Source organism: Ruegeria sp. A5, assembly GCF_056543005.1.
This window is the reverse complement of record NZ_JBQGAV010000004.1, coordinates 411,329-431,947: the sequence shown is the minus strand read 5'-3', so window position 1 is coordinate 431,947 and position 20,619 is coordinate 411,329. Positions and strand designations below refer to the sequence as shown.

General features: G+C 57.2%; 21 protein-coding genes, 1 tRNA gene and 1 riboswitch. Of the genes, 9 read left to right on the top strand and 13 right to left on the bottom strand.

Annotation, left to right across the window (positions count from 1 at the left end):
- Positions 1 to 65 precede the first annotated feature (65 nt).
- Positions 66 to 1,001 carry an ABC transporter transmembrane domain-containing protein gene (locus tag ACR0AY_RS12370; protein ID WP_170420966.1) on the top strand — a complete coding sequence of 312 codons (936 nt, stop codon included), beginning with the start codon at positions 66 to 68 and terminating at the stop codon, positions 999 to 1,001.
- Positions 1,002 to 1,047: 46 nt separating this feature from the next.
- Here ACR0AY_RS12370 and efp read toward each other — a convergent pair whose 3' ends face one another.
- Positions 1,048 to 1,611, bottom strand: coding sequence for an elongation factor P (gene efp, locus ACR0AY_RS12365; RefSeq protein WP_170391801.1), 564 nt, complete (start codon positions 1,609 to 1,611; stop codon positions 1,048 to 1,050).
- A 219-nt stretch (positions 1,612 to 1,830) separates the two neighbouring features.
- Here efp and ACR0AY_RS12360 point away from each other — a divergent pair, with 219 nt between their 5' ends.
- Positions 1,831 to 2,151 (top strand): DUF6280 family protein, encoded by a 321-nt coding sequence (locus tag ACR0AY_RS12360; protein ID WP_008757056.1) that lies wholly within the window; start codon positions 1,831 to 1,833, stop codon positions 2,149 to 2,151.
- A gap of 73 nt (positions 2,152 to 2,224) precedes the next feature.
- Here ACR0AY_RS12360 and ACR0AY_RS12355 read toward each other — a convergent pair whose 3' ends face one another.
- Positions 2,225 to 2,794: a cobalamin biosynthesis protein CobQ gene (locus tag ACR0AY_RS12355; protein ID WP_170512151.1), complete on the bottom strand. Its 570-nt coding sequence runs from the start codon at positions 2,792 to 2,794 to the stop codon at positions 2,225 to 2,227.
- Between the two features lie 60 nt (positions 2,795 to 2,854).
- On the opposite strand from ACR0AY_RS12355, the gene ACR0AY_RS12350 reads away from it, so the two are divergent.
- Complete coding sequence (locus tag ACR0AY_RS12350) at positions 2,855 to 4,312, top strand: cobyric acid synthase (protein ID WP_170512152.1); 1,458 nt, start codon at positions 2,855 to 2,857, stop codon at positions 4,310 to 4,312.
- A 3-nt stretch (positions 4,313 to 4,315) separates the two neighbouring features.
- Here the strand turns inward: ACR0AY_RS12350 and ACR0AY_RS12345 are convergent, their stop codons facing one another.
- The 3 genes from ACR0AY_RS12345 to ACR0AY_RS12335 all read right to left on the bottom strand — a co-directional run bounded on the left by ACR0AY_RS12345 (position 4,316) and on the right by ACR0AY_RS12335 (position 7,294).
- Entirely contained in the window at positions 4,316 to 5,053 is a 738-nt protein-coding gene (locus ACR0AY_RS12345) for a hypothetical protein (protein WP_170512153.1), read from the bottom strand.
- 73 nt (positions 5,054 to 5,126) lie between these two features.
- Complete coding sequence (locus ACR0AY_RS12340; protein ID WP_170391809.1) at positions 5,127 to 6,545, bottom strand: TolC family outer membrane protein; 1,419 nt, start codon at positions 6,543 to 6,545, stop codon at positions 5,127 to 5,129.
- Positions 6,546 to 6,640: 95 nt separating this feature from the next.
- Positions 6,641 to 7,294: a protein-L-isoaspartate O-methyltransferase family protein gene (locus tag ACR0AY_RS12335; protein ID WP_170512154.1), complete on the bottom strand. Its 654-nt coding sequence runs from the start codon at positions 7,292 to 7,294 to the stop codon at positions 6,641 to 6,643.
- 225 nt (positions 7,295 to 7,519) lie between these two features.
- On the opposite strand from ACR0AY_RS12335, the gene ACR0AY_RS12330 reads away from it, so the two are divergent.
- Positions 7,520 to 7,593: transfer RNA gene (locus tag ACR0AY_RS12330), tRNA-Cys, on the top strand.
- A gap of 257 nt (positions 7,594 to 7,850) precedes the next feature.
- On the opposite strand, the gene ACR0AY_RS12325 is transcribed toward ACR0AY_RS12330, so the two are convergent.
- From ACR0AY_RS12325 to ACR0AY_RS12305, 5 genes are all read right to left on the bottom strand, one after another.
- A complete protein-coding gene (locus tag ACR0AY_RS12325) occupies positions 7,851 to 8,624 on the bottom strand; it encodes a citryl-CoA lyase (protein ID WP_170401213.1) in 774 nt (257 codons plus the stop codon).
- On the bottom strand, positions 8,621 to 9,808 hold the full coding sequence (locus ACR0AY_RS12320; RefSeq protein ID WP_170401215.1) for a CoA transferase: 1,188 nt from the start codon (positions 9,806 to 9,808) through the stop codon (positions 8,621 to 8,623). The genes ACR0AY_RS12325 and ACR0AY_RS12320 overlap by 4 nt, the downstream gene beginning before the upstream one ends.
- Positions 9,798 to 11,309 carry a tripartite tricarboxylate transporter permease gene (locus ACR0AY_RS12315; protein ID WP_170391820.1) on the bottom strand — a complete coding sequence of 504 codons (1,512 nt, stop codon included), beginning with the start codon at positions 11,307 to 11,309 and terminating at the stop codon, positions 9,798 to 9,800. Before ACR0AY_RS12315 ends, ACR0AY_RS12320 begins: the two co-directional genes overlap by 11 nt.
- 1 nt (position 11,310) lies before the next feature.
- On the bottom strand, positions 11,311 to 11,793 hold the full coding sequence (locus ACR0AY_RS12310; protein ID WP_170401217.1) for a tripartite tricarboxylate transporter TctB family protein: 483 nt from the start codon (positions 11,791 to 11,793) through the stop codon (positions 11,311 to 11,313).
- A gap of 66 nt (positions 11,794 to 11,859) precedes the next feature.
- Positions 11,860 to 12,837: a tripartite tricarboxylate transporter substrate-binding protein gene (locus tag ACR0AY_RS12305; protein ID WP_170401219.1), complete on the bottom strand. Its 978-nt coding sequence runs from the start codon at positions 12,835 to 12,837 to the stop codon at positions 11,860 to 11,862.
- A gap of 108 nt (positions 12,838 to 12,945) precedes the next feature.
- Between ACR0AY_RS12305 and ACR0AY_RS12300 the strand changes: the two genes are divergently transcribed.
- The 3 genes from ACR0AY_RS12300 to ACR0AY_RS12290 are packed head-to-tail and all read left to right on the top strand — an operon-like array spanning position 12,946 to position 15,948.
- On the top strand, positions 12,946 to 13,614 hold the full coding sequence (locus tag ACR0AY_RS12300; protein WP_170401221.1) for a response regulator transcription factor: 669 nt from the start codon (positions 12,946 to 12,948) through the stop codon (positions 13,612 to 13,614).
- Complete coding sequence (locus ACR0AY_RS12295; protein ID WP_170420953.1) at positions 13,604 to 14,971, top strand: sensor histidine kinase; 1,368 nt, start codon at positions 13,604 to 13,606, stop codon at positions 14,969 to 14,971. Before ACR0AY_RS12300 ends, ACR0AY_RS12295 begins: the two co-directional genes overlap by 11 nt.
- A complete protein-coding gene (locus ACR0AY_RS12290; RefSeq protein ID WP_170464927.1) occupies positions 14,950 to 15,948 on the top strand; it encodes an ABC transporter substrate-binding protein in 999 nt (332 codons plus the stop codon). Before ACR0AY_RS12295 ends, ACR0AY_RS12290 begins: the two co-directional genes overlap by 22 nt.
- A gap of 124 nt (positions 15,949 to 16,072) precedes the next feature.
- Here ACR0AY_RS12290 and ACR0AY_RS12285 read toward each other — a convergent pair whose 3' ends face one another.
- The 3 genes from ACR0AY_RS12285 to ACR0AY_RS12275 all read right to left on the bottom strand — a co-directional run bounded on the left by ACR0AY_RS12285 (position 16,073) and on the right by ACR0AY_RS12275 (position 18,785).
- Positions 16,073 to 16,684 (bottom strand): class I SAM-dependent methyltransferase, encoded by a 612-nt coding sequence (locus ACR0AY_RS12285; RefSeq protein ID WP_170512156.1) that lies wholly within the window; start codon positions 16,682 to 16,684, stop codon positions 16,073 to 16,075.
- On the bottom strand, positions 16,677 to 17,684 hold the full coding sequence (locus tag ACR0AY_RS12280) for a glycosyltransferase family 2 protein (protein ID WP_480454195.1): 1,008 nt from the start codon (positions 17,682 to 17,684) through the stop codon (positions 16,677 to 16,679). The genes ACR0AY_RS12285 and ACR0AY_RS12280 overlap by 8 nt, the downstream gene beginning before the upstream one ends.
- A gap of 114 nt (positions 17,685 to 17,798) precedes the next feature.
- Complete coding sequence (locus ACR0AY_RS12275; protein ID WP_480454208.1) at positions 17,799 to 18,785, bottom strand: NAD(P)-dependent oxidoreductase; 987 nt, start codon at positions 18,783 to 18,785, stop codon at positions 17,799 to 17,801.
- A 105-nt stretch (positions 18,786 to 18,890) separates the two neighbouring features.
- A riboswitch (cobalamin riboswitch) is annotated at positions 18,891 to 19,097 on the top strand.
- A gap of 85 nt (positions 19,098 to 19,182) precedes the next feature.
- On the opposite strand from ACR0AY_RS12275, the gene ACR0AY_RS12270 reads away from it, so the two are divergent.
- Both ACR0AY_RS12270 and cobW read left to right on the top strand, forming a co-directional pair.
- Positions 19,183 to 19,563 (top strand): DUF1636 family protein, encoded by a 381-nt coding sequence (locus tag ACR0AY_RS12270; protein ID WP_170391837.1) that lies wholly within the window; start codon positions 19,183 to 19,185, stop codon positions 19,561 to 19,563.
- Entirely contained in the window at positions 19,560 to 20,615 is a 1,056-nt protein-coding gene (cobW, locus tag ACR0AY_RS12265) for a cobalamin biosynthesis protein CobW (RefSeq protein WP_170391839.1), read from the top strand. The genes ACR0AY_RS12270 and cobW overlap by 4 nt, the downstream gene beginning before the upstream one ends.
- Positions 20,616 to 20,619: the final 4 nt, after the last annotated feature.

Sequence of the window (20,619 nt, the reverse complement as noted above, 5' to 3'; positions counted from 1 at the left end):
TGCGTATTTGACGCGGCCGGGCCGCGCGGTATCACTGACTGCAATTGGCCTAACGGGATACGTGCATGTTTCGCCTCTATACCGCGATATGGCGTGTCAGCGCCGGACGGCAAATCATCCTTATTCTGCTGTCATTGGCGGTGGCTGCGCTGGCGGCTGCTCCGCTTGAGTTCCAGCGCGACATCGTCAATCACCTGACATCTGATAGCATCGAAGTGGATCGCCTGCTGTTGCTGGGCACCGGGATGATGGGCGTCATCCTGTTGAGCCTCACGTTGAAATGGGTGCTCGGGTATCGCTCTGGAACGCTGGGCGAGGACATCATCCGACTGATCCGGGGACGGTTGCTTGCCCGATCAATCGATCTCAGCGAAGAGGGGCAAGACCTTCGTTCGGGCACGATGACAACGGCCGTATCCGCTGAGGCGGAAGAGCTGGGTAAGTTCGCAGGCGGTGCATTTTCCGACCCCGTGGTGCAAATCGGCACATTGATCAGCGTAATCGGCTACATATCTTCCACCCAACCGGGGCTGGGCTTGATCGCACTTTCCATGATCGTTCCGCAGATCATTATCGTTCTGGCCTCTCAGCGAAAAGTGAACATCTTCGTGGCCGAGCGTGTTCGAATCCTGCGCAGCGCGACCGACCGCTTGACGCACGAGGATATCGAGGCGGCATCGCGAGCGATTGAGAAACAGTTCGACGAGATATTCGAGACCCGCCGCAAGATGTTCATCTGGAAACTCTCGGCCAAGTTCCTGCTGAGTGTCATCAATGGCGCAGGGACTGTTGGGATTCTGATGCTGGGCGGCTGGCTGGTGTTGCAGGGTAAAACCGATGTCGGCACCGTCGTGGCCGCGATAAGCGGTCTCGGACGCATTCAAGGCCCGACCGCTTTCTTGATCGCATTCTACCGACAGGTCAGCGCCAATCGCATCAAGTACGAACTGATGCTGGAGCTGTTTGGCGATCATCCCGAGCGCTATCGCATTCGGACCTAAAAAAAAAGGCCGCAGAGCGACCCTTTTGCACCGAACCATCGTCCGCTTACGCGCGTTCGGAATATTCCATGGTCTCGGTATTCACTACGATCATCTCATCCTGCCCGATAAAAGGTGGCACCATGACCTTGACGCCATTGTCCAGAACCGCTGGCTTAAACGAGTTCGCCGCAGTCTGACCCTTCACAACCGGCTCAGTCTCGACGATCTTGCAGGTCACTTTTTGGGGCAGCGTGGCGTTCAGCGCCTCGCTTTCATAAAACTCCACTACGATGGTCATGCCGTCCTGCAGAAACGGGCGGCGCTCACCCAGCAGTTCCGAAGGCAGTTCGATCTGCTCGTAGGTCTCGGAATCCATGAACACCAGCATGCCATCGGATTCGTACAGGAACTGCTGATCCTTCTGCTCAAGGCGCACGCGTTCGACCTTGTCGGCCGAACGGAAGCGTTCGTTCAGCTTTGAGCCATTGCGCAGGTTGCGCAGCTCGACCTGGGCAAAAGCGCCGCCTTTGCCGGGCTTTACGTGATCCACTTTGACCGCCGCCCACAGTCCGTCATTATGCTCAAGCACATTGCCGGGGCGAATTTCGTTCCCATTTATCTTGGGCATGACTTAAATCCTTCACAAACGGTTGATGCGTCAGTTCTCGTCCCTATATCTGGCGTGACCACACCTGACAAGACAACGAAACCTAGTGCTGCACCTGCAGCGAGCCATGCAAATGACGCAACGCAACTATGCATTTTAGGTGTATCCGAATCGCATGTAATAGGTCATAAGGACCGTCACGCCGAAAATTGCAAGAGCAAGAAAAACAGGAAAGACGAGATGAGAGATTTCGTTGACGGCACTGCCTTTAACAACGAACAAGGCAATCGTGCACGCAAACTTTTCGCAGCCGTTGTACTGGCTGCTCTGGATGATGCCATCGCCGACGACAAGAAGTATGGCAACGGACCGGAACAAATTGCCCGTTGGGCACGTTCGCGCGATGGGCGCGAAGTACTATCGTGCGCCGGCATCGACCCCAATGAGCGGGTTGTAGGCGGGCTGATGGAATTTGTTGGTCGCGGCGTACGGACGTCCGTCGCCCTGTCCCGCGAAGAAAGCGAACGCCGGAATGCGGCTCAGCAGGCCGAAGCTGCCTGATTGTTCCCCGCATCCGATTGAAAAAACGCGCCCTGACATCGGGGCGCGTTTTTCTTTGGGCTGATTGGTCAGATCAAAAATACATGATCCATTGCCACGCCACCCAAAGCTCGGCCGTCAGTAACAGCGCAAAGAACAGTTTTGCCGAAACCGACAGGCCGCGCTGCCAAAGCACCACATAGGCGGCAATGCAAATCGTCACTGAGATCGGCGCGATCCAAGCTGCATGATGTGTGCTGTCCCAATAGCTGATCGGACTGTGAAAGACCCATGAACTGATCGGCCAGAACTGCGGTCGGCCATCGCCTGCGTGCAATAGGAAATCCATCACCAAATGAAGTATCCCTGCGGATGCGCCAATGGTCAGCAGGTGCCAGCCGCGCCACAGCCCGAGTGCAAGTGCCACTCCCCACAAAATGAACGAGTTATCGATGGCGAATACGGTTTGCCACGCGGGTGAAAAGTAAAGCTGATCAAACACCACCTGTGCCGGGATGTTCAGGATGTGCAGCGAAACGCCGGCCATCAAGTATAGCGACAAATCCGGCAACAAGGAACCAAACAGAGCTGCCCATAGCGTCGCGCCCCGGGCCGGGCGGGCAAAAACAGCAGCACCGATCAAAAGATGCGCAGGCGTATTCATATGGGGCTTTTCCTTTGGCCTTAAATCAGGTCATCTGCGCCCGAGCATAGGAGACAGGCCATGGCGCGGTCCATCATGATTCAAGGCACCGGCAGCAATGTCGGCAAATCGGTTTTGGTGGCCGGGTTGGCCCGTGCCTATACGCGACGCGGGTTGCGCGTGGCTCCGTTCAAGCCGCAGAACATGTCGAACAATGCCGCTGTTACGGAAAACGGCGGCGAAATCGGGCGCGCTCAAGCCCTGCAGGCGCGGGCGGCCAAACGACCGACGCATACGGATATGAACCCAATCCTGCTCAAACCCGAAACCGATACCGGCGCGCAGATCATTCTTCAGGGCCAGCGCGCAGGCACGATGAAAGCGGGCGATTATCGCAAGGACAAGTCCAAGCTGCTGGGGGCAGCTCTGGAAAGCTTTGAAAGGCTTTGCAGCGACGCTGATCTGGTGTTGATCGAAGGCGCGGGTAGTCCGGCAGAAACTAATCTGCGCAAGGGTGACATCGCCAATATGGGATTTGCCTGTGCCGCACAGGTTCCGGTGGTTCTGGTGGGCGACATTCATCGGGGTGGCGTGATCGCTCAGATCGTGGGGACGCAAGCCGTCTTGGAGGCCGGGGACCTTGCGACGATCCGGGGCTTTGCGATTAACCGCTTCAAGGGCGATGTCTCCCTGTTCGATGAAGGGCGCGACGATATCGCATCCCGGACCGGCTGGCACTGTATGGGCGTGGTGCCCTGGTTCCATGATGCATGGAAGCTGCCGGCAGAAGATATGATGGACATCCGCTCTCATACCGGAGGGGCATGTAAGATCGCTGTGCCTCAGCTTGAGCGGATGGCCAATTTCGATGATCTCGACCCGCTTTCCGCCGAACCGGGCGTTACAGTCGAAATCATTCCAGCAGGCCGTCCCCTGCCCGGAGATGCCGATCTGGTGCTGTTGCCGGGCAGTAAGTCTACAATCGGCGATCTGGCCTGTTTCCGGGCGCAGGGTTGGGATATCGACCTTTATGCCCATGTCCGCCGCGGGGGTCATGTTCTGGGCCTGTGCGGGGGTTATCAGATGCTGGGCAAAACCATCTCGGACCCCGATGGCGTCGATGGACACCCCGGTCAGGTCGAAGGGTTGGGATTGCTGGATGTCAGCACCACAATGGCCAGAGAAAAGCAGGTTATCCTGCGCTCAGCAACCGCCCTGCCAGGTCATGAACCCGTCAGCGGATATGAGATCCACATGGGCCGTACTGATGGCCCGGATTGCGCTCGGGCCTGGCTGCAGATCGAAGGTCGCCCGGAAGGTGCCGCCAGCGCCAATGGGCGCATACGCGGCAGCTATCTGCATGGGATTTTCAGTTCGGACGCGTTTCGCGCCAGCTATCTGGCAGAACTTGGCGTGAAATCGGAAACAGCTTACGAAGACGGCGTCGAACAAGTGCTGGATGACCTTGCCGACCATCTGGAACAGCATATGGATCTGGATCTGCTTCTCGCGATGGCGCAGACGCCACGCACCAGTTAAGCCTCAGTCAGTATCCGCTGAGGCGATCGCCCGCGTGATCTCACGCCGAACCATCTTGCGCAGGTTTTTCGTGATCCGTTCGCCCAGCGCGCCCTGCAGCTCTTCCCGGACGATCTGGGCGACGAGTTCGCGCAATTCCTCTTCTCCGATTGTCACATCGGTCGGCTTCTGTGCCATATCTTCCACCACCTCCGGGTCGCGAATAAATGTGGCTTCGGATTTTGGTTCAGCCGCCTGAGACTGCGCAAAAGCTCTGTCTGCCGGCCATTCAACAGCCTGCGTCTTGGTGCCAGAGTAGTCGTCATCGCTCTCGCCATCGGGCTCCCACTGATCCTCGGTGCGCGCGATAGCAGCTTCCAAAGCTTCAATCTTGGCGCTGAGGCTTCCCGCTAGGTCGCGCTTTGGTGCGTCTGCCTTGGCGTCGACATCACCAGCGCGCACGATATCGCTGGGTTGCAGCCGCATCGGTTCGACAGGGTTGCTTGGCGCATTTGCGGCCTGCTTTGGGGTACTGTCACCCGCGCTGTGCTGGGGCATCAGTTTCAAGGGCCCGGCCTTCTTGGCGATCAGCGGTTCATTGCTGACGCGCAGCGCATCCGTTAAAACCAATCGGCCCGGCTTGGCAGCCGGGGCCGTCGGAACAAAGATGAATTCTGATTCGTCATGCGCGTCCTCGTCGACCATTCGCTTAACCGACGAAAGAACGTCCTGAATATTGGCGCTTACAACACGATCTGACATTATTTTCTACCGCTCTAACCTAGGCCCGATTGTAGCCAATCTGAGCCAGCGCCACAACAGGTAGCGATGCCCTTTAGTCGCGGCGCAATGCCTTGAGCACTCGATCCAGATCGCGGCTTTGCTTACTGACCTGCGACGGCGCCTTTTTCACGAGGTTGTAATACAGGGTCGGATCATAGATCTGCACTGCAAGACCCAAACGCTCTGCCGTCAACAGCCCCTGGGCCTGCAGCAGTTCATATGCCGCCCGAGACCGCTCGGTCCGGGATGCTACCTCGGCCAATTGCGCGTCCAGCAAATCCTGCTGGGCATTCAGGACGTCCAAGGTCGTCCGTGCACCCAACGTTGCTTCTTCACGAATACCGTCAAACGCCACCTGCGAAGCACGAACCCGTTCCGTTGACGCCCGCAGGCTTGCAGTTGCCGCCTGAAACGCAGCATAGCGATCGGCAACACCTTGTGTGATGTCTTTCTGAACGTTCAGAAGGTTGGCACGCGACGCATCACGAGTTGCCATCGCACGACGCACCGCTGCCGCCAGACCGCCACCGGAATAGATCGGCTGATTGAAGTTCAGTGAGATCGTCGCATCGTTGATGTAATCGTCATTGTCGTAGCTCTCGGTAATGCCCGCATCCGCATTCAGGCTGACATTCGGACCCAGATTTGCACGCTGCTGCTGCACGATCAGGTCCAGCGCACGCACCTGATGCTGTGCGGAAAGAATCGCAGGGTGGTTACGCTGAGCCAAATTCACCGCATCCGCCTCTGAACGCGGCAGGTTGGGCAGCCTTGGCTGGCCAGCCGTACGCCCAGGTGTCTTGCCAACGGCGTTTACGTATTCAGCCTGAGCAATGCTCAGGTTACCACGTGCGACCGCCAAATCAGCCTGAGAGCTGGCCAATTGTGCCTCGGACAGGGCAACGTCTGTACGTGTAACCTCACCTACTTCAAAGCGATCCTGCGATGCGCGCAGTTCTTCCGCCGACACTTCCACGTTGTTCTGGCGGATCGCAACCGTCTCTTCCTGCAGCAGAACACCCAGATAGGCGTTCGCGGCTCTGATCAGGATTTGTTGTTCAATATCAATAAGAGACTGACGGGTGGATAGCACAGTTTCCTGCGCCGATTGCTTGCCAAGGATGGAAGCGCCACCGTCATAGATCAACTGGCTCAGCGTGAGACCGGAAAAAAAGCTCGAGGGTTCGCGCGTCGTGATCAAGCTGCTCGTATTGGTGCGCGTGTAATCCCGGCTCACCCGCACGGTCCAGTTGATGATCGGACGCAGCGCTGAGAGCGCAATGGCGACATCTTCATCCGCTGCGCGTAACAAGGCACGGTTCTGCTCAAGCAGGCCGCTGGTGTTATACGCGCCGATGAATGCATCGGTGAGATTATCTGCCCAAACCGACCTTCCGGGCATCACACTTAATGCAACACCAGCAGCCAAAGTCAGGCCTTTGACCAGCTTTCCTGTCGTCGTCCCGCGCATAACTAAGTCCTCTCAAATCGAAATTACGCAACCACCAGCGCAGTTTGCGCCGGTGTTTTCAAGTAATCAAGGCATCAAAATACTTCTATTGCCAACTATAGCGAAAATGCACACTCAGCGCAAAATGCGGGCAAAATCGGTGCGCTAGCATTGAACGCAAATCGCCACGAGACACGGCCTGAGGACTTAAGACCCATACGAACCGTGCCAAGATCACCCTCCATGAACAGGCAAATGATCCGGCCCCCATCCTTGAGTTGATCCAGCAAAGTGTCTGAAAGCTGCTCGACCCCACCCTGAATCATGATCACATCGTAGGGTCCATGCTCAACCGCGCCTTGTTCAAGCGGTCCTTCATGAACAATAGCGTTGTCTACGTCAGCTTCCATCAGAAGCGTCTGAGCTTCAGCCGCCAATGCCGGGTCGGATTCCACGGCCACAACCAACTCTGCCATTCGCGCGGCAATTGCGGTTGAGTAACCCAGCCCCGGCGCGATATCCAGCACCACTTCATCATTGGAAATGTTGACTGCGTCCAACATCTTAGCCAGCGTCCTGGGCTCAAGCAGACAACGTCCATCACCCAAATCGACCAGATCACCAACATAGGCTGCCTCACGTTGCGCATCCGGCACGAAATTTTCGCGCGCAACGCTCAGCATCGCATCAATGATAGGGAACTTGGTCACATCCGAGGGCCTGACCTGAGTATCAACCATCGTAAGGCGCCGGGCTGCGAAATCTGTCATGTGATCGCTCATTCCTTATCAGACTGTTATCTGGCTTTTGCCACATCCGCCTGCCTGCAGCAACGGGCCAGATTGCATTTCCGGGCGCGGCAAAAACGTACCATTGGGGTATTGTCAAATTTCCAAACAAGACAGAAATAATCGCCCTCAAGGCTATGGACGTTCATCCTGAAAGCTGATAGAACGCCCCTCACACCACGGCAAGTTATTGATATTGCTTAAAAAGGCGAGTTGGCGGAGTGGTGACGCAGCGGATTGCAAATCCGTGTACACCGGTTCGATTCCGGTACTCGCCTCCAATTCACTCTAGATCATTGACTTAGGGCGATTACGTTGTCCGCCTTGTGCGCATTTTCCTGGAAAACGACAACACGCTACGCCAGTCCTACCTGTGTCAGCTGCGACGTCACTTCTCCCAAATTATCCAGCTCCTGTACTACGCAGTTCTAGACGGTGTTGGCAGAAAAGCGAAGGCGCTGGCGACAAACTATGTCGCTGTGTTTCAGAATCTGGATAAAAGGCATCCGAAGCCATGAGGAACGACAGGCGGCATAACTCAACTTCCATTGCGTAGATATGTCCAGCGATAGTGGGGCGGCGTAGGACCTTTGTTACGTCCGCCTTGCTGGGTCTGCTCCCAGGCATGGGCCAGAATACCGACCGACCGCGAAAGGCAAAACAAACCCCGTGCCAATGGAGGGGCAAAGCCTAGCTCTGCATAGATCACTGCCGTGACACCATCGATATTCATCGGCACCGGCTTGCCTTTCCGGCGCATCAGGTCGGTTTCCACGGCTTGCCCGACTTTCATGAACCGACCCTCGCAGGCGTCCTGTTCGACTGCATCAGCAACCAGGGCCATCAGCCGGGGTGCGCGCGGGTCCGTCGGTGTATGGAACCGATGCCCGAAACCCGGCAGTATCTTCCCGCGCTCGGCGATCCAGTCGTCCAATGCCTGTTCTGGGCCTTCGGCATGGGCGTCTACAAAGTGATAAAGCTCCATCGCCTGCTCGCCGGCACCACCATGGATGTCACCCAGCATATTAACAGCACTCGCCATCGCGTTGTTAAGAGACAGCCCGCAGGTCACCGCCATTCGCGCAGCCGCGATCGAAGGGGCTTGCGGGCCGTGATCCACGGCGGCGACCAAAGCGGCCTCGAACAATCGAGCCTGCGCAGGTGTCGGTCTGTCACCCCGCACCATAAACCAGATCATTTCAGCGAAACCCAGATTGCCGATCAGGTCTTGAATCGGCTGGCCACGCAGTTCAATGCGCCCGGGCTCCATATCGATGATGGCGGTGCGCCACCAATCGGCAACATCGCTCATATCACCCTCTCATGTCGCAACGTTTCGATCTCTGCGTCCGACAGTCCAAGCTCGGCCCAAATCGAGAGGTTGTCGGCCCCAAGATCCGGTGGCGCGGATCGTGGCATGCGGCGTGCGCCATCAATGACCACTGGGCTGCCCGCAAGGCGTAACCTCTCTCCGTGCGCCGACAGAGTTCCAATCAGCCCGCGACCTGAGAGTTGATCGTCGGACAAAGCCTGCGGCACCGTCATAACCGGCCCGGCCGGTACACCCAACGCATTCAACTCTTGGACCCAATCACTGGATGGACGGGTAGAAAGCGTGCGTTCCAGCTCTTGACGCAATTCATGCCGGTTGGTCTTGCGATCCTCGCGGGTTAGGTAGTCCGGATGCGTCAAAAGGTCGGCGCGGCCCAGATGTTGGGCGAGCGCATGCCATTGTTCGTCGCGATTGGCGGCGATATTAATAGGGTTGTCGGATGTGGCAAAAGTTCCGGACGGGGCCGAGGTTGTGTTTTCGTTCCCATGCGGCGCAGGAGTCACGCCACCGACCAGATAGTTGGACACCACCCACCCCATGGTCGAAACCACCGCCTCGTTCATTGCGACATCAAGGAATGCCCCGCGCGGGTTGGCATTCAAGGCCGCGCTTATGGCAAAGGCCGCCGTCATCCCGCCGACGGTATCTGCCAGAGGATAGCCGACCCGGTAAGGCGCGGTATCCGACGCACCTGTGATTGACATGACACCGCTGATCCCCTGCACGATCTGGTCATAGGCCGGGTCATCCCGGCGTGGTCCATCCTGACCAAACCCGCTGATGGCACAATAAATCAGTCTGGGGTTCTCGGCGCGCAGAACCTGATACCCCAGCCCAAGCCGGTCCATCACGCCGGGCCGGAAGTTCTCGACCAGCACATCGGCAGTCTTGACCAGCCGCTTGAGCAGAGCCTTTCCCCGATCAGCCTTCATATCCAAAGTCACGGATTTCTTGTCTGCATTCTGCGCCAGAAAGCTGATGCCCATGCCGGCCTTGTTCCGATCAGGATCCGCCCCCAGCACACGGGCCAGATCTCCGCTGCCGGGGCGTTCGACCTTGATCACTTCGGCCCCCATCAGGGCCAGTTGGTAGCAACAATACGGCCCGGCCAGGACATTAGTCAGGTCAAGAACCCGGATGCCTGAAAGTGGCTCAGTCGCCATCGGCCACGCCTGCCGCTCGCGCCTTGGCGCGACGTGCGCGGTAACTGGGCAACAGCACCAGAAGGAGGGCAATCACCAACAGGCCCAGCGTCATCGGACGTTCCCAGATAAAGGCGATGCCGTCATACAGCTGCATGGAACGGGCGAAGTTATCCTCCATCATGCCGCCAAGGATGAAACCGATCAGCAGCGGTGCCAGAGGGTAATCGGCAAATTTCAGTGCTGTGGCGCAGACGCCGAAGCCGACCAATATCAGCAGTTCCGTGGCATTGTTCTGCCCGATATAGGCCCCCATGAGGGTGAAGAACAAAATGAACGGGATCAGATAGTTGCGCGGTACTGCAAGCACCTTGGCGATATAGGGGATCAACGGCAGGTTCAGGATCAGCAGCACCAGATTGCCAATGAACATCGACATGATGACAGCCCAGAATACCTGTGGCTCGTCGATCATCAGGCGCGGACCCGGTGTCACATTCAGCGCGATCAGGGCGCCCAACAAAATGGCCGTAGTTCCGGAACCTGGAATGCCGAGCGTCAGCAACGGAACAAAGGAACCGGTACAGGCAGCATTGTTAGCTGTCTCGGGTGCTGCCAGACCTTTGATCGAGCCTTTGCCGAACTCCTCCTGCTCTTCTTTCGGGGCAATATTGCGTTCAACCGCATAGCCAAGGAAACTGGCAATCGTTGCCCCTGCCCCCGGAAGCACACCGATAAAGAAACCCTGCACAGATTGGCGACCAACCACCGGAGCGATGGCCTTTGCCTCGGATCCTGTGATGCGCAGGTCCTTGATTTCGCCTTCGTCGCCTTGCAGGTCCTTGGGTTTGAGAACCAGAAACAGCGCTTCGGGCAGGGCAAACATCGCCATTGCAAGCGTGATGAAACCAAAGCCGGACTGCAGATCCATGATCCCCATCGTGAAACGCGGCAAGTTGAACAGCGCGCCCTCGCCGACGGTGGCCATGATCAGCCCGAGAATGGTCATGACAATTGCCTTGGCCACCTGCCCGGTTCCCGCAAAAGCGGCGATGGCGGACAGACCCACTACCATCAAGGCAAAGTACTCAGCCGAGTGGAACAGCAGTGCGACCGAGGATAATGCAGGCGCAAAGACCATCAGCAGCAGCGCGCCTATCGTACCCCCGGCGAAACTGGCGATAGCGGCAACTGTGAGCGCCTTCCCGGCTTTGCCCTGACGAGCCATCGGATAGCCGTCGAAGCTTGAGGCCACGGTTCCCGCGACCCCCGGCGCGTTCAGAAGAATGGAAGATGTCGAGCCACCAAAGATCGCGCCGTAATAGACACCGGCAAGCAGGATCAATGCGGCGGACGGATCGCCCATCGAAATGGCGACCGGAATCATAATGGCGATGATCGACATCGGCCCAAGACCGGGCAGCATGCCGATGAATGTACCGATCAGACAGCCCGCTATGACCATCAACAAGTTTTGGATGGAGAATGCCGTTTGTAGGCCGATCAACAATCCTTCAAGCATGTCAGCCTCCGAAAACGCCCGGCAAGGGTCGCATGTAGATGCCAAGAACCTCTTGCACGAGGTACCAGACTGAACCTGTAGCGATTACGGCAACCGGCAGCATGACGTGCCATTTGCGTTCGCCCAGAATGAAAGAACCGAGGATCAGGAACCCGGATGTCGAGATCAGAAATCCAACCGGACGTAAGCACAGCGCATAGGCAACCATCAAAGCCAGCAACAGCAGCGCCTGGCCTAGGTGATATTCGCCCAGCCTCCGATAATCGATATCAGCCTCTTTGGGCTCAGCCTTTTCAAAGCCCAGCAGAATAATCGTTGTGGCAATTATCCCCAAAATCGACAGCACCTTGGGAAAGGTGCTCGGCCAAATGGGGTTGCGCTGCATGAAGGGGGGCAGACTGCCATCCATCGTGAACCAGGCGGTGTAGCCATATGTCAGGCATATGCCCAGCAAAACGAGCGCGATCCAGCGATCCAGCGCCATGTTTCCCCCTCCTTCGATTTATTGTTGGTTGAGGCAGAGCGGTTGCCCGCTCTGCCCGAGGTATCCTTACAGGAAACCCAACTTTTTCATCAGATCGCCGATCTGCTTTTCCTGCTGTTCCAGGAACGATTGGAAATCAGCACCCGAGTTGTGGATGTTCACCCAACCGTTACGGGCGCGGACCTCTTCCCATTCAGGTGTGTCATACATCTTGGCGATGGCTTCTTGATAAGCGACCAGCTTGTCGTCGGGCAGACCAGGAGCAGCAAAGAACCCACGCCAGTTCACGAAAGTTGTGTCGATGCCCTGCTCTTTCATGGTCTGCGCATCAGGGGCTGCATCCACTCGCTCTTCTGCGGTGACGCCAATGATCTTCACCTCACCCGCATTCGCCAGATCGACAGCCTCCGAGAAACCGGTCGATAGCGCGGCGATCTCACCGGACAGGAGCGCGGCCATCGCTTTGCCACCTGCATCATAGGGGATGTATTTCACGCCCAAAGCGTCCTTGCCTGCCGCTTCCATAACCATGGCCGCGACCAGATGGTCCATCCCACCCGGTACAGAACCGCCGCCAATGGCCGTTGTACTTGGATCGGCGTCATACGCGGCTAGCAGGTCCGCCATTGAATTGATGGGGCTGTCTTTGCCCACAACAATCGCGGCGTAATCGCCAATCGTGCCCGAGACCAGTGTCAGGTCGCGGAAATTGTGCGGGAACACTCCGGTCAGAGAGCGGATCACGATCGGGGTCGAGTTGACCATAAGCGTGCCGTGGTTGCTGTCGGCGTTTTCGATCAGATATCCGATGGCTTTACCACCGCCGCCGCCCGACATGTTTTCGTAGGATGCAGTTCCCACGAGACCCGCATTCGTCAGCGCCTCACCGGTGCCACGGGCCGTGCCGTCCCAGCCGCCTCCTGCGCCACCGGGGATCAGAAAGTGGATGCTATCTACGACCTCTTCAGCGAAAGTCGGTCCAGCCAGACCAATAGCGGTCACAGCCGCGATTAGGGCGCGACGGCCCAGTTTGATTGTCGTCATGAATTCCTCCCGTTTGACAACCGGCCGCAGTGCGGCTCAGATTATTCGAAACCTAAACACATCAACCTGACATCAACCTGTCATGGGTGAAATTACTATTGGATCCCGATGAAATTCCTCTTGGTCGAAGACAATCTGGACCTCGCCAATGCCATAAGTTCGCGCATGCGACTGGACGGGCATGTGGTTGATCACGTAGAGAAAATAGAAGATGCTGTGGCCTTTGTTGAAATCGATGAGTATGACCTGATCCTGCTGGACATCATGCTTCCCGACGGGGACGGGCGGGATTTCCTCAAACGGCATCGCGCCAGCCATCTGGACACACCTGTCATCGTTCTGACCGCCCGCAGTCAAGTGTCGGATCGAATCGGCTCACTCGATCTTGGGGCGGACGATTATGTCACCAAACCCTTCGACCATGCCGAACTTGAGGCGCGCTGCCGCGCAGTGCTGAGACGCAAATCCGGCAAGACCAAAACGACGATTGAAATTGGCGGCGTCGTCTTTGATCCGGTTGCAGGTCATTTGACGGTGGGCGACGATATCGTCTCGCTTCGCAACCGCGAACTGCGCTTGTTGGAACTGCTGATCAACGCCCCCGGTCAGGTGTTTTCTAAGCAGAAGCTGGCGGACCGGTTGTTCTCCTACGACGACAATGTTTCGGACAATGCCATCGAGGTCTATGTCGGCCGACTGCGCAAGCATCTGGAAAAATCGGAGCTCAGGATCACAACGTTGCGCGGTTTGGGCTACAGGCTGGATCATGGCAACTAATCCAAACGTTTCCGGATCACTGCGAAACCGTCTTGCGCTAACGCTAATCGGCGGTGCCGCGATTCTGGCCCTTGTGCTGTTCTTTGCTGTCCGCGACTATGCAGTTCAGGTTGCCCAGCAAGGTCAGGACAACATTCTGGGTGCCTCAGTCACCTCGATCCTCGACGCCGCGGCGCTGCGCGGAGGCGAGCTTGAAGTCGATATCCCCTATGCTGCCTTTTCAATGCTGAGCACGCCGTCGGACGACCGGGTGTTTTATGCGATCTTTCAGGATGGCGAGTTCCTGTCCGGCTACGAAGACCTGACCCCGACTCAAGGACCCGCTGATGGAAAGTGGACCTTTCGCTTCGGTGAGGTGCGCGGTGAAAACGTTCGTCAGGTCAGTGCCAGCCGCACACTGGTTGGGCTGGGAAATCAGACAGAAATCGAAGTGGCCTTGGGACAGACCCAAGATGCGCTGTCGGAGACGCTGGATCAAATCTCACGCAATGCCGGCCTTTTGGGATTGGGGTTCTTTGTGCTTGCGGCTGTATTGTCCTTCTGGGTGAGTTCGGCCACCATCGGCCAGCTCGACAGATTAACGACATCCGTCACCCGTCGGGGACCGCAAGATCTCAGCCCATTCAAAAAACCAGTACCGCGTGAAATGGCGCCTTTGGTGTCATCGCTGAATTCGCTGATGGGACGCCTGGACCAGTCACTCAGCCAATCCGAGGACTTTATCGCCGAGGCCGCCCATAGGGTCCGCACCCCGCTGGCAACGGTCAGGTCTTATGCCGAGGCGACGCTGCAACGGGTCGAGAGAGAAGACAACCGCGAGGCGTTACGATCAATGATGCGCGCCATCGACGAAAGCTCTCGGGCTGCGGGGCAACTACTGGATCACGCCATGATCACATTCCGCGCCGACCATCTGGAGCGCGAGGATATCGATCTGGTGACTCTGATCCGAGAGCTTGTCCAGCGCTTGACGCCCATCGCTGAAATGAAAGACCTTTCGCTTGCTTTGAGCGGCGATCCGCAGGTCATGTATTCGGGCGACCCCATCCTCATCCAAAATGCGGTGCGGAACATGGTAGACAATGCGCTTAAATATGCGCCAGCGGACAGTACCGTAGTCATCGATGTCGCAGGGTCACCCACAGCCCGGATCACGGTCAGTGACCAGGGGCCAGGCTTTCCGCCCGATGAAATCGAAACGCTCACAAGACGTTTCGAACGTGGTCAGAACGCGGCAGGAACCATCGGATCGGGCCTCGGGCTAACCATTGCCCAGGACGTCGCGGTCGCCCATGGCGGCACGCTGGTACTGTCAAACAAAGCGGAGGGCGGCGCATGCGTTATCTTGTCACTCTGATCCTGTGCCTGTTCGCCAGCGGCGCAGGGGCTCAGGATTGGGAAGACCGACAAATATTCAACGAAAGTGCCGACGGCCCCCGACTGCGGGTCATTTCCAGCACCGATACCGCCCTGTTTGCGCCGCTGATCGAGGATTTCGTCGCCCAGAATCCAGCGATATCGGTCGAATATCTGGTGACAGGCACGGCAGATATCGATCGACGCGTCCGAGCCACGCCAGAAGCGTTCGACGTGGTCGTTTCCAGCGCGATGGACCTGCAACTGAAGCTCGCGAATGACGGATATGCGCTGGCGCTTAACGATCTTCCGCACCCCCCTTGGGCGCAATGGCATCAAAGTCTGTTCGCCTTCACTTCGGAACCCGCAACCATCGTTGTCAATCGCACCGCGTTCGAAGGACAACCAATACCGCAAACACGGCAGGAACTGATCGAAGCGCTGCGCGCCCGCCCGGATGATTTTCGGGGCAAAGTCGGCACTTATGACGTGCGCCAGTCGGGATTGGGCTATTTGTTCGCCACGCAGGACGCCCGCGCCTCGGAAACCTATTGGCGCTTGATGGAGGTTTTGGGCGGCCTGGACGTGCGGCTGTATTGTTGTTCGGGCGACATGATTAACGACCTGGCGGATGGTACGATCGCGGTGGCCTACAACGTGCTTGGCAGTTATGCGGCGGTACGAACAGAAGGAAAGGATGCCCTTCAGATCATTCTGCCTTCGGATTTTCAGACGACGATGATGCGAACCGCCATGGTAACTGGCAAAAGCCGCTTGCCGGAGGAAGCGGAAACCTTTGTCCGGCACTTGACCACGCTGAATCCGGAATCAATGGCAGCACTGCCACTTCTGGACACGCAGGACTCCACGACCGAAAGCGCAGCGATAGCGCTGGACCCTGCGCTGTTGACGTTCCTCGATACGCTGAAGCGCAGAAAGTTCCTTTCTGCCTGGGAAAGTGCCGCTATTCAAAGATGATCGGACTTAGACATCAACCCTATCCGTCATCGCTGAACTTGTTGCTTAACTCTGTTGACGCTGGAAGACATCAGCCAGCCCAGGTTACGTCGCACGAATCTATAATCAGAAAAATGATCTCGGCTCAAAGTTTCTCGACGGCCACTTGCGCCCCCATGATGGCCTTGAGCCGCAGCCTCGCAGAATGTGCCCCGAGGAATTCGTGGAATGCACGCATCACGTCATCTTTCCACCAACCGCGCCTGTGATAATCGTCAAGCATGATTACGCCGCCTTCGATCATCTTGGGCAGCAAAGCATCCAGATCCGTTTTTACGCCCTCGTAGGAATGGTCGCCGTCCAGATAGGCGAACCCGATGCTTTGATCTTCAAACAAACGCAGCGCCGGTTGCGAATAGTCGCGAATGATCGAAACTTGCCCCTTGGCGATCTCGGTACTGTATTTACCCGTTACTGCATCGTAGATCCGATCCATATCCTTTTGCGTGCGCGCTCCGGCAAGCGAAGCACCGCCATCTGGGTCTTGCTGTACTTGCCAGGGATCGATGAGGCACAATTTCGAGGGCTGCAGCTCTTCCAGCAGAATCTGCGAAAACTCGCCCTTCCAAACGCCAATTTCAACGCTCAGCCGTCCATGCGGCATGGTCTTGAGCATTTCGCGCCGCAGGGAATCCTTCCGCTCGCGCTGCTCAGCTTGCTTCTTGCGGCGATCCTCAGCAGATACAGCTTCACCCATAGACGTCTTCTCCGGTAGAGGAATTTTGCAACGCTTCAACCAGATCAACCCAGTCCGGTCTGGCTCTCAATTCTTCGGCTTTCGATCTGTGCCACTCACATGCTTGGTGATGGAGGTCTGCCAATTGCGGATCTGCCATCATCTCAGATTTGATGTCGTGCATAGCCGGCATGTGTTCCAGAATTGAGCGATCCTCAACATCATTGTGGTTCATCATGAGCCAGTACTTGAGCCCTTGATCCTGCCCCACATGATTGGTGCGCCCACGGTCGCGCTTGACTAAAAAGCTATCAGTGCTGCGCACAGCATAATGATGAATGCGCGCGAATTCATGGCTGAAACCACGCCATGCTTTCCATTTCACTTGGTCTGCTGGGTAGAGGTTCCCGCCCGAATCCCGCCACAACACCCCTTCGTATGGCGCGTCAGGGTTCGGTGCATCTTCTGGATTGATCCTGGGACGATGGGCGCGAAAACGGCTGAATTTCCCATTGTTGCGGAACAGCGTTTTGAACCCTTTGGTCCGGTGATGCGGATAGCCGTCTTCCGTGGCGGCCAGAAAGAAAGTCTCAGGTACAGGTCGATCAACGAAATCGTTCTGACCTGCGTTTCCGAACATGCGCCAGCAGATCGAGATCGCGTCCGCCACGCCGCTGGCCTCAACGAGGCTTCTTATATCACTATTGGGCAAACGGATATTGATATACTCGTCCACATCCAAACTGAGAATCCAATCCGATGACAGATAGCTTGGGTGATTCCGCGCAAGCGAAAATGCACGAACCTGCGGCGCGGCGCGCGGACCCAGTCTGTTTCGTTCGTGGTGAGCCCAGCCAAGCGCTTGCAACCGTTCGCCCATGGCATCGGTACCATCAGCGCAATCATTGGTATAAATCAGAATGTCATCAAAGCCGATTGCGTGGTTGTAGGCCACCCAATCGATCATGAAAGGCCCTTCGTTCTTCATCGTTGTTACGATGAGAAAGGTCTCATTCGTCATAAGTTGTTCTCTTGCCTGTGCCGGTGTCGGACTCCTGTCGACCTATTTAGAATAGCACCATAATTTTGTCCAACCAGGTCGCCAGACAACCGCAATGCTTGCCGATTAATTGATCTACCGATTCTGCGGGATCACCTCGTAACCCGGTTCTTCTGGCTCGTCGTCCAGCATCTCGGTTGGGAACCCTGGCGCTTGGATCTCCAGTCCGGTCGCGTCCTCTAGCCGCCTGATGATGTTCGGGGACAGTTCACGCTCACCATATCGCGCGATGCCATCTTCGAAAATCTTGATCATCAATGGGTTTATCTCAAGAGGAACTCCGGCACGGTCGGCGACCTCCTGAAACAGACCGATATCTTTTTTCACCAGGTCCATGGTGAAGGAAATATCGCGCGAGCCGTTCAGGATGACCTGACTTTCGGTCTCGTGCACGAAGGATGTGCCTGACGATATCTTAATCGCCTCATAGGTGGTTCCAAGGTCCATGCCGGCGGCCTTGGCTGTCACCAATGCCTCGGCGCAGGTGATCAGGTTGGCGGTAGCCAGATAATTGGTCAACACCTTCAGAATAGAGGCCGAGCCCAGATCGCCCGTGTGCAAAATGCGCCGCCCCATGGTGGTCAGGAAAGGCAGGATACGTTCAAAAGTCTCACGATCACAGCCTGCGAAGATCGAGATATTACCCGTCGCTGCCCGGTGACATCCGCCCGAAACCGGGCAATCCACCGCTGCGCCGCCTCGTTCGATGACCATTGCGCCAAGGCGTTTGACTTCGGCTTCGTCGGTGGTCGACATTTCCATCCAGATTTTGCCAGGGCCGACCCCTGGCAACATTTCCTGCATCACCGCATCCGAGGCCGCAGGAGAAGGCAAACAGGTTATAACAGCATCGCAATCGCGCATCAGTTGCGCCGGGCTTTTGGCGGCTTTGGCACCCTTGGCGACGAATTCGGTCACCAGATCCGGGTTCAGGTCATGAACCGTCAGATCGATACCGTTTCGTAGCAGCGATCCAGATAGCTTGCCCCCTACATTCCCCAGCCCGATAAACCCTACTTTCATGCGCGGTATCCTCCTGTTCGCATCTTGCTGCCATGCCAGCACGTCGTAGCAGAAGTATCATGCCGCCCAGCGACCCCGACAGGTCGCTTTTTATCCGCTTTTTCACGGATCGGCGCGACTCGCTTGACAAGCAACCCTGCCCTGCCGCATGTCCCTTTCGTTGGTGTCTGCGAGAGCAGATGAAAAGGGAATGCGTCAGCGGTTTTTGCCGTCAAACGCAGCCGCCCCCGCGACCGTGACCGGAGAGGGTGCCCAAAGCCACTGGCAGTATGGCCGGGAAGGCGGGACATCCGGCAGAGGCCTCCTCTGAAATCCGCAAGCCGGGAGACCTGCCAACGCCCGAAGATGAAACCGGACGGGGTGTTCCGGTGTGGGGCTGTGATCGGCCCGCATGAAACCCCGTCCCCCACGAAGAGGATTTGGGGGGATGAGAGACATGACCGAGACCGCACCGGTCGAACTGCTGGTTTGCACTACCTGCCGTCGCGGGCTGCCTGTCGAGGATGACGCCCAGCGCCCCGGCACGTTGCTGCACAAGGCGCTTGAACAGGCGGGCCTGCCCGAAGGCATTACCTTGAAAGCTGTGGAATGCCTGTCGAATTGCGATGAAGGCTGCTCGATCGTGCTACGCGGAGGACCGGATCGCTGGACTTTCGTGTATGAGCATCTGAACGAGATCGACCATGTCGAAACCATCGTCGAAGGCGCAGCCAAATACCTCGCCACCGAGGACGGTTTGGTCAAATGGCGTGAACGTCCTGAACATTTCCGCAAAAACTGTGCGGCCCGCATTCCCCCGATTGGAGCCCTGAAATGAGCAATCTCGAGAAACTCCCCGTCACTGTGATCACCGGCTTTTTGGGCTCGGGCAAAACCACACTGGTGCGCCATCTGATGCAGAACCCGCAGGGCAAGCGGCTGGCGGTGGTCGTCAACGAATTCGGCGATGTCGGCGTCGATGGCGATATCCTGAAATCCTGCGCCATTCCTGATTGCCCCGCAGAAAACATCATGGAACTGGCCAATGGTTGCATCTGCTGCACCGTGGCCGATGATTTCATCCCGACCATTGAAGCCCTGATGGCACTAGAGCCGCGTCCCGATCACATCCTGATCGAAACCTCCGGTCTTGCCCTGCCAAAACCGTTGTTGAAGGCGTTCGACTGGCCCGATATCCGCTCGAAAATTACCGTCGATGGCGTGATTGCTCTGGCCGATGCCGAGGCTGTGGCCGCTGGTCGGTTCGCTCCGAATGTCGAGGCGGTGGATGCGCAACGCATGGCAGATGACTCGATTGATCATGAAACGCCCTTGTCCGAGGTGTTCGAGGATCAGATTTCCTGCGCCGACATCATTCTGCTGACCAAGCCCGATCTGGCTGGCCCGGAAGGCGTTGCGAAAGCGAAAGAGATCATCGCCGCCGAAGCGCCCCGCCCCATGCCCGTGGTCGAAGTGGCCGAGGGTGCCGTGGACGTCCGCGTCGTGCTGGGTCTAGAAGCCGCGGCCGAGGATGACATGGACGCGCGTCCCAGCCATCACGACGGCCATCACGATCACGAGCATGACGATTTCGAAAGCATCATCGTTGAACTGCCCGAGCAAACCGATCCGATTGATCTGGTCGCCAAGATTGAACGATTGGCCAACGAGTTGAATATCCTGCGCGTCAAAGGCTATGCCGCCGTTCAGGGCAAGCCCATGCGCCTACTGGTTCAGGCCGTCGGTGCGCGCGTGCGTCACCAATATGACCGCCTGTGGGAGCCCGGCGAAGACCGTCGCTCGCGCCTTGTGGTCATTGCCGAGCATGACGATATCAAAGAGGCCGAGATCCGCGATATCCTCGTGGGTGTAACCGAGGCTGCCGAGTAAGACT

Excerpts from the sequence above, each read along its gene's own strand:
- ACR0AY_RS12370 (WP_170420966.1), top strand. The coding sequence starts at position 66 with ATGTTTCGCCTCTATACCGCGATATGGCGTGTCAGCGCCGGACGGCAA.
- efp (WP_170391801.1), bottom strand. The coding sequence starts at position 1,611 with ATGCCCAAGATAAATGGGAACGAAATTCGCCCCGGCAATGTGCTTGAG.
- ACR0AY_RS12360 (WP_008757056.1), top strand. The coding sequence starts at position 1,831 with ATGAGAGATTTCGTTGACGGCACTGCCTTTAACAACGAACAAGGCAAT.
- ACR0AY_RS12355 (WP_170512151.1), bottom strand. The coding sequence starts at position 2,794 with ATGAATACGCCTGCGCATCTTTTGATCGGTGCTGCTGTTTTTGCCCGC.
- ACR0AY_RS12350 (WP_170512152.1), top strand. The coding sequence starts at position 2,855 with ATGGCGCGGTCCATCATGATTCAAGGCACCGGCAGCAATGTCGGCAAA.
- ACR0AY_RS12345 (WP_170512153.1), bottom strand. The coding sequence starts at position 5,053 with ATGTCAGATCGTGTTGTAAGCGCCAATATTCAGGACGTTCTTTCGTCG.
- ACR0AY_RS12340 (WP_170391809.1), bottom strand. The coding sequence starts at position 6,545 with ATGCGCGGGACGACGACAGGAAAGCTGGTCAAAGGCCTGACTTTGGCT.
- ACR0AY_RS12335 (WP_170512154.1), bottom strand. The coding sequence starts at position 7,294 with ATGACAGATTTCGCAGCCCGGCGCCTTACGATGGTTGATACTCAGGTC.
- ACR0AY_RS12325 (WP_170401213.1), bottom strand. The coding sequence starts at position 8,624 with ATGAGCGATGTTGCCGATTGGTGGCGCACCGCCATCATCGATATGGAG.
- ACR0AY_RS12320 (WP_170401215.1), bottom strand. The coding sequence starts at position 9,808 with ATGGCGACTGAGCCACTTTCAGGCATCCGGGTTCTTGACCTGACTAAT.
- ACR0AY_RS12315 (WP_170391820.1), bottom strand. The coding sequence starts at position 11,309 with ATGCTTGAAGGATTGTTGATCGGCCTACAAACGGCATTCTCCATCCAA.
- ACR0AY_RS12310 (WP_170401217.1), bottom strand. The coding sequence starts at position 11,793 with ATGGCGCTGGATCGCTGGATCGCGCTCGTTTTGCTGGGCATATGCCTG.
- ACR0AY_RS12305 (WP_170401219.1), bottom strand. The coding sequence starts at position 12,837 with ATGACGACAATCAAACTGGGCCGTCGCGCCCTAATCGCGGCTGTGACC.
- ACR0AY_RS12300 (WP_170401221.1), top strand. The coding sequence starts at position 12,946 with ATGAAATTCCTCTTGGTCGAAGACAATCTGGACCTCGCCAATGCCATA.
- ACR0AY_RS12295 (WP_170420953.1), top strand. The coding sequence starts at position 13,604 with ATGGCAACTAATCCAAACGTTTCCGGATCACTGCGAAACCGTCTTGCG.
- ACR0AY_RS12290 (WP_170464927.1), top strand. The coding sequence starts at position 14,950 with ATGCGTTATCTTGTCACTCTGATCCTGTGCCTGTTCGCCAGCGGCGCA.
- ACR0AY_RS12285 (WP_170512156.1), bottom strand. The coding sequence starts at position 16,684 with ATGGGTGAAGCTGTATCTGCTGAGGATCGCCGCAAGAAGCAAGCTGAG.
- ACR0AY_RS12280 (WP_480454195.1), bottom strand. The coding sequence starts at position 17,684 with ATGACGAATGAGACCTTTCTCATCGTAACAACGATGAAGAACGAAGGG.
- ACR0AY_RS12270 (WP_170391837.1), top strand. The coding sequence starts at position 19,183 with ATGACCGAGACCGCACCGGTCGAACTGCTGGTTTGCACTACCTGCCGT.
- cobW (WP_170391839.1), top strand. The coding sequence starts at position 19,560 with ATGAGCAATCTCGAGAAACTCCCCGTCACTGTGATCACCGGCTTTTTG.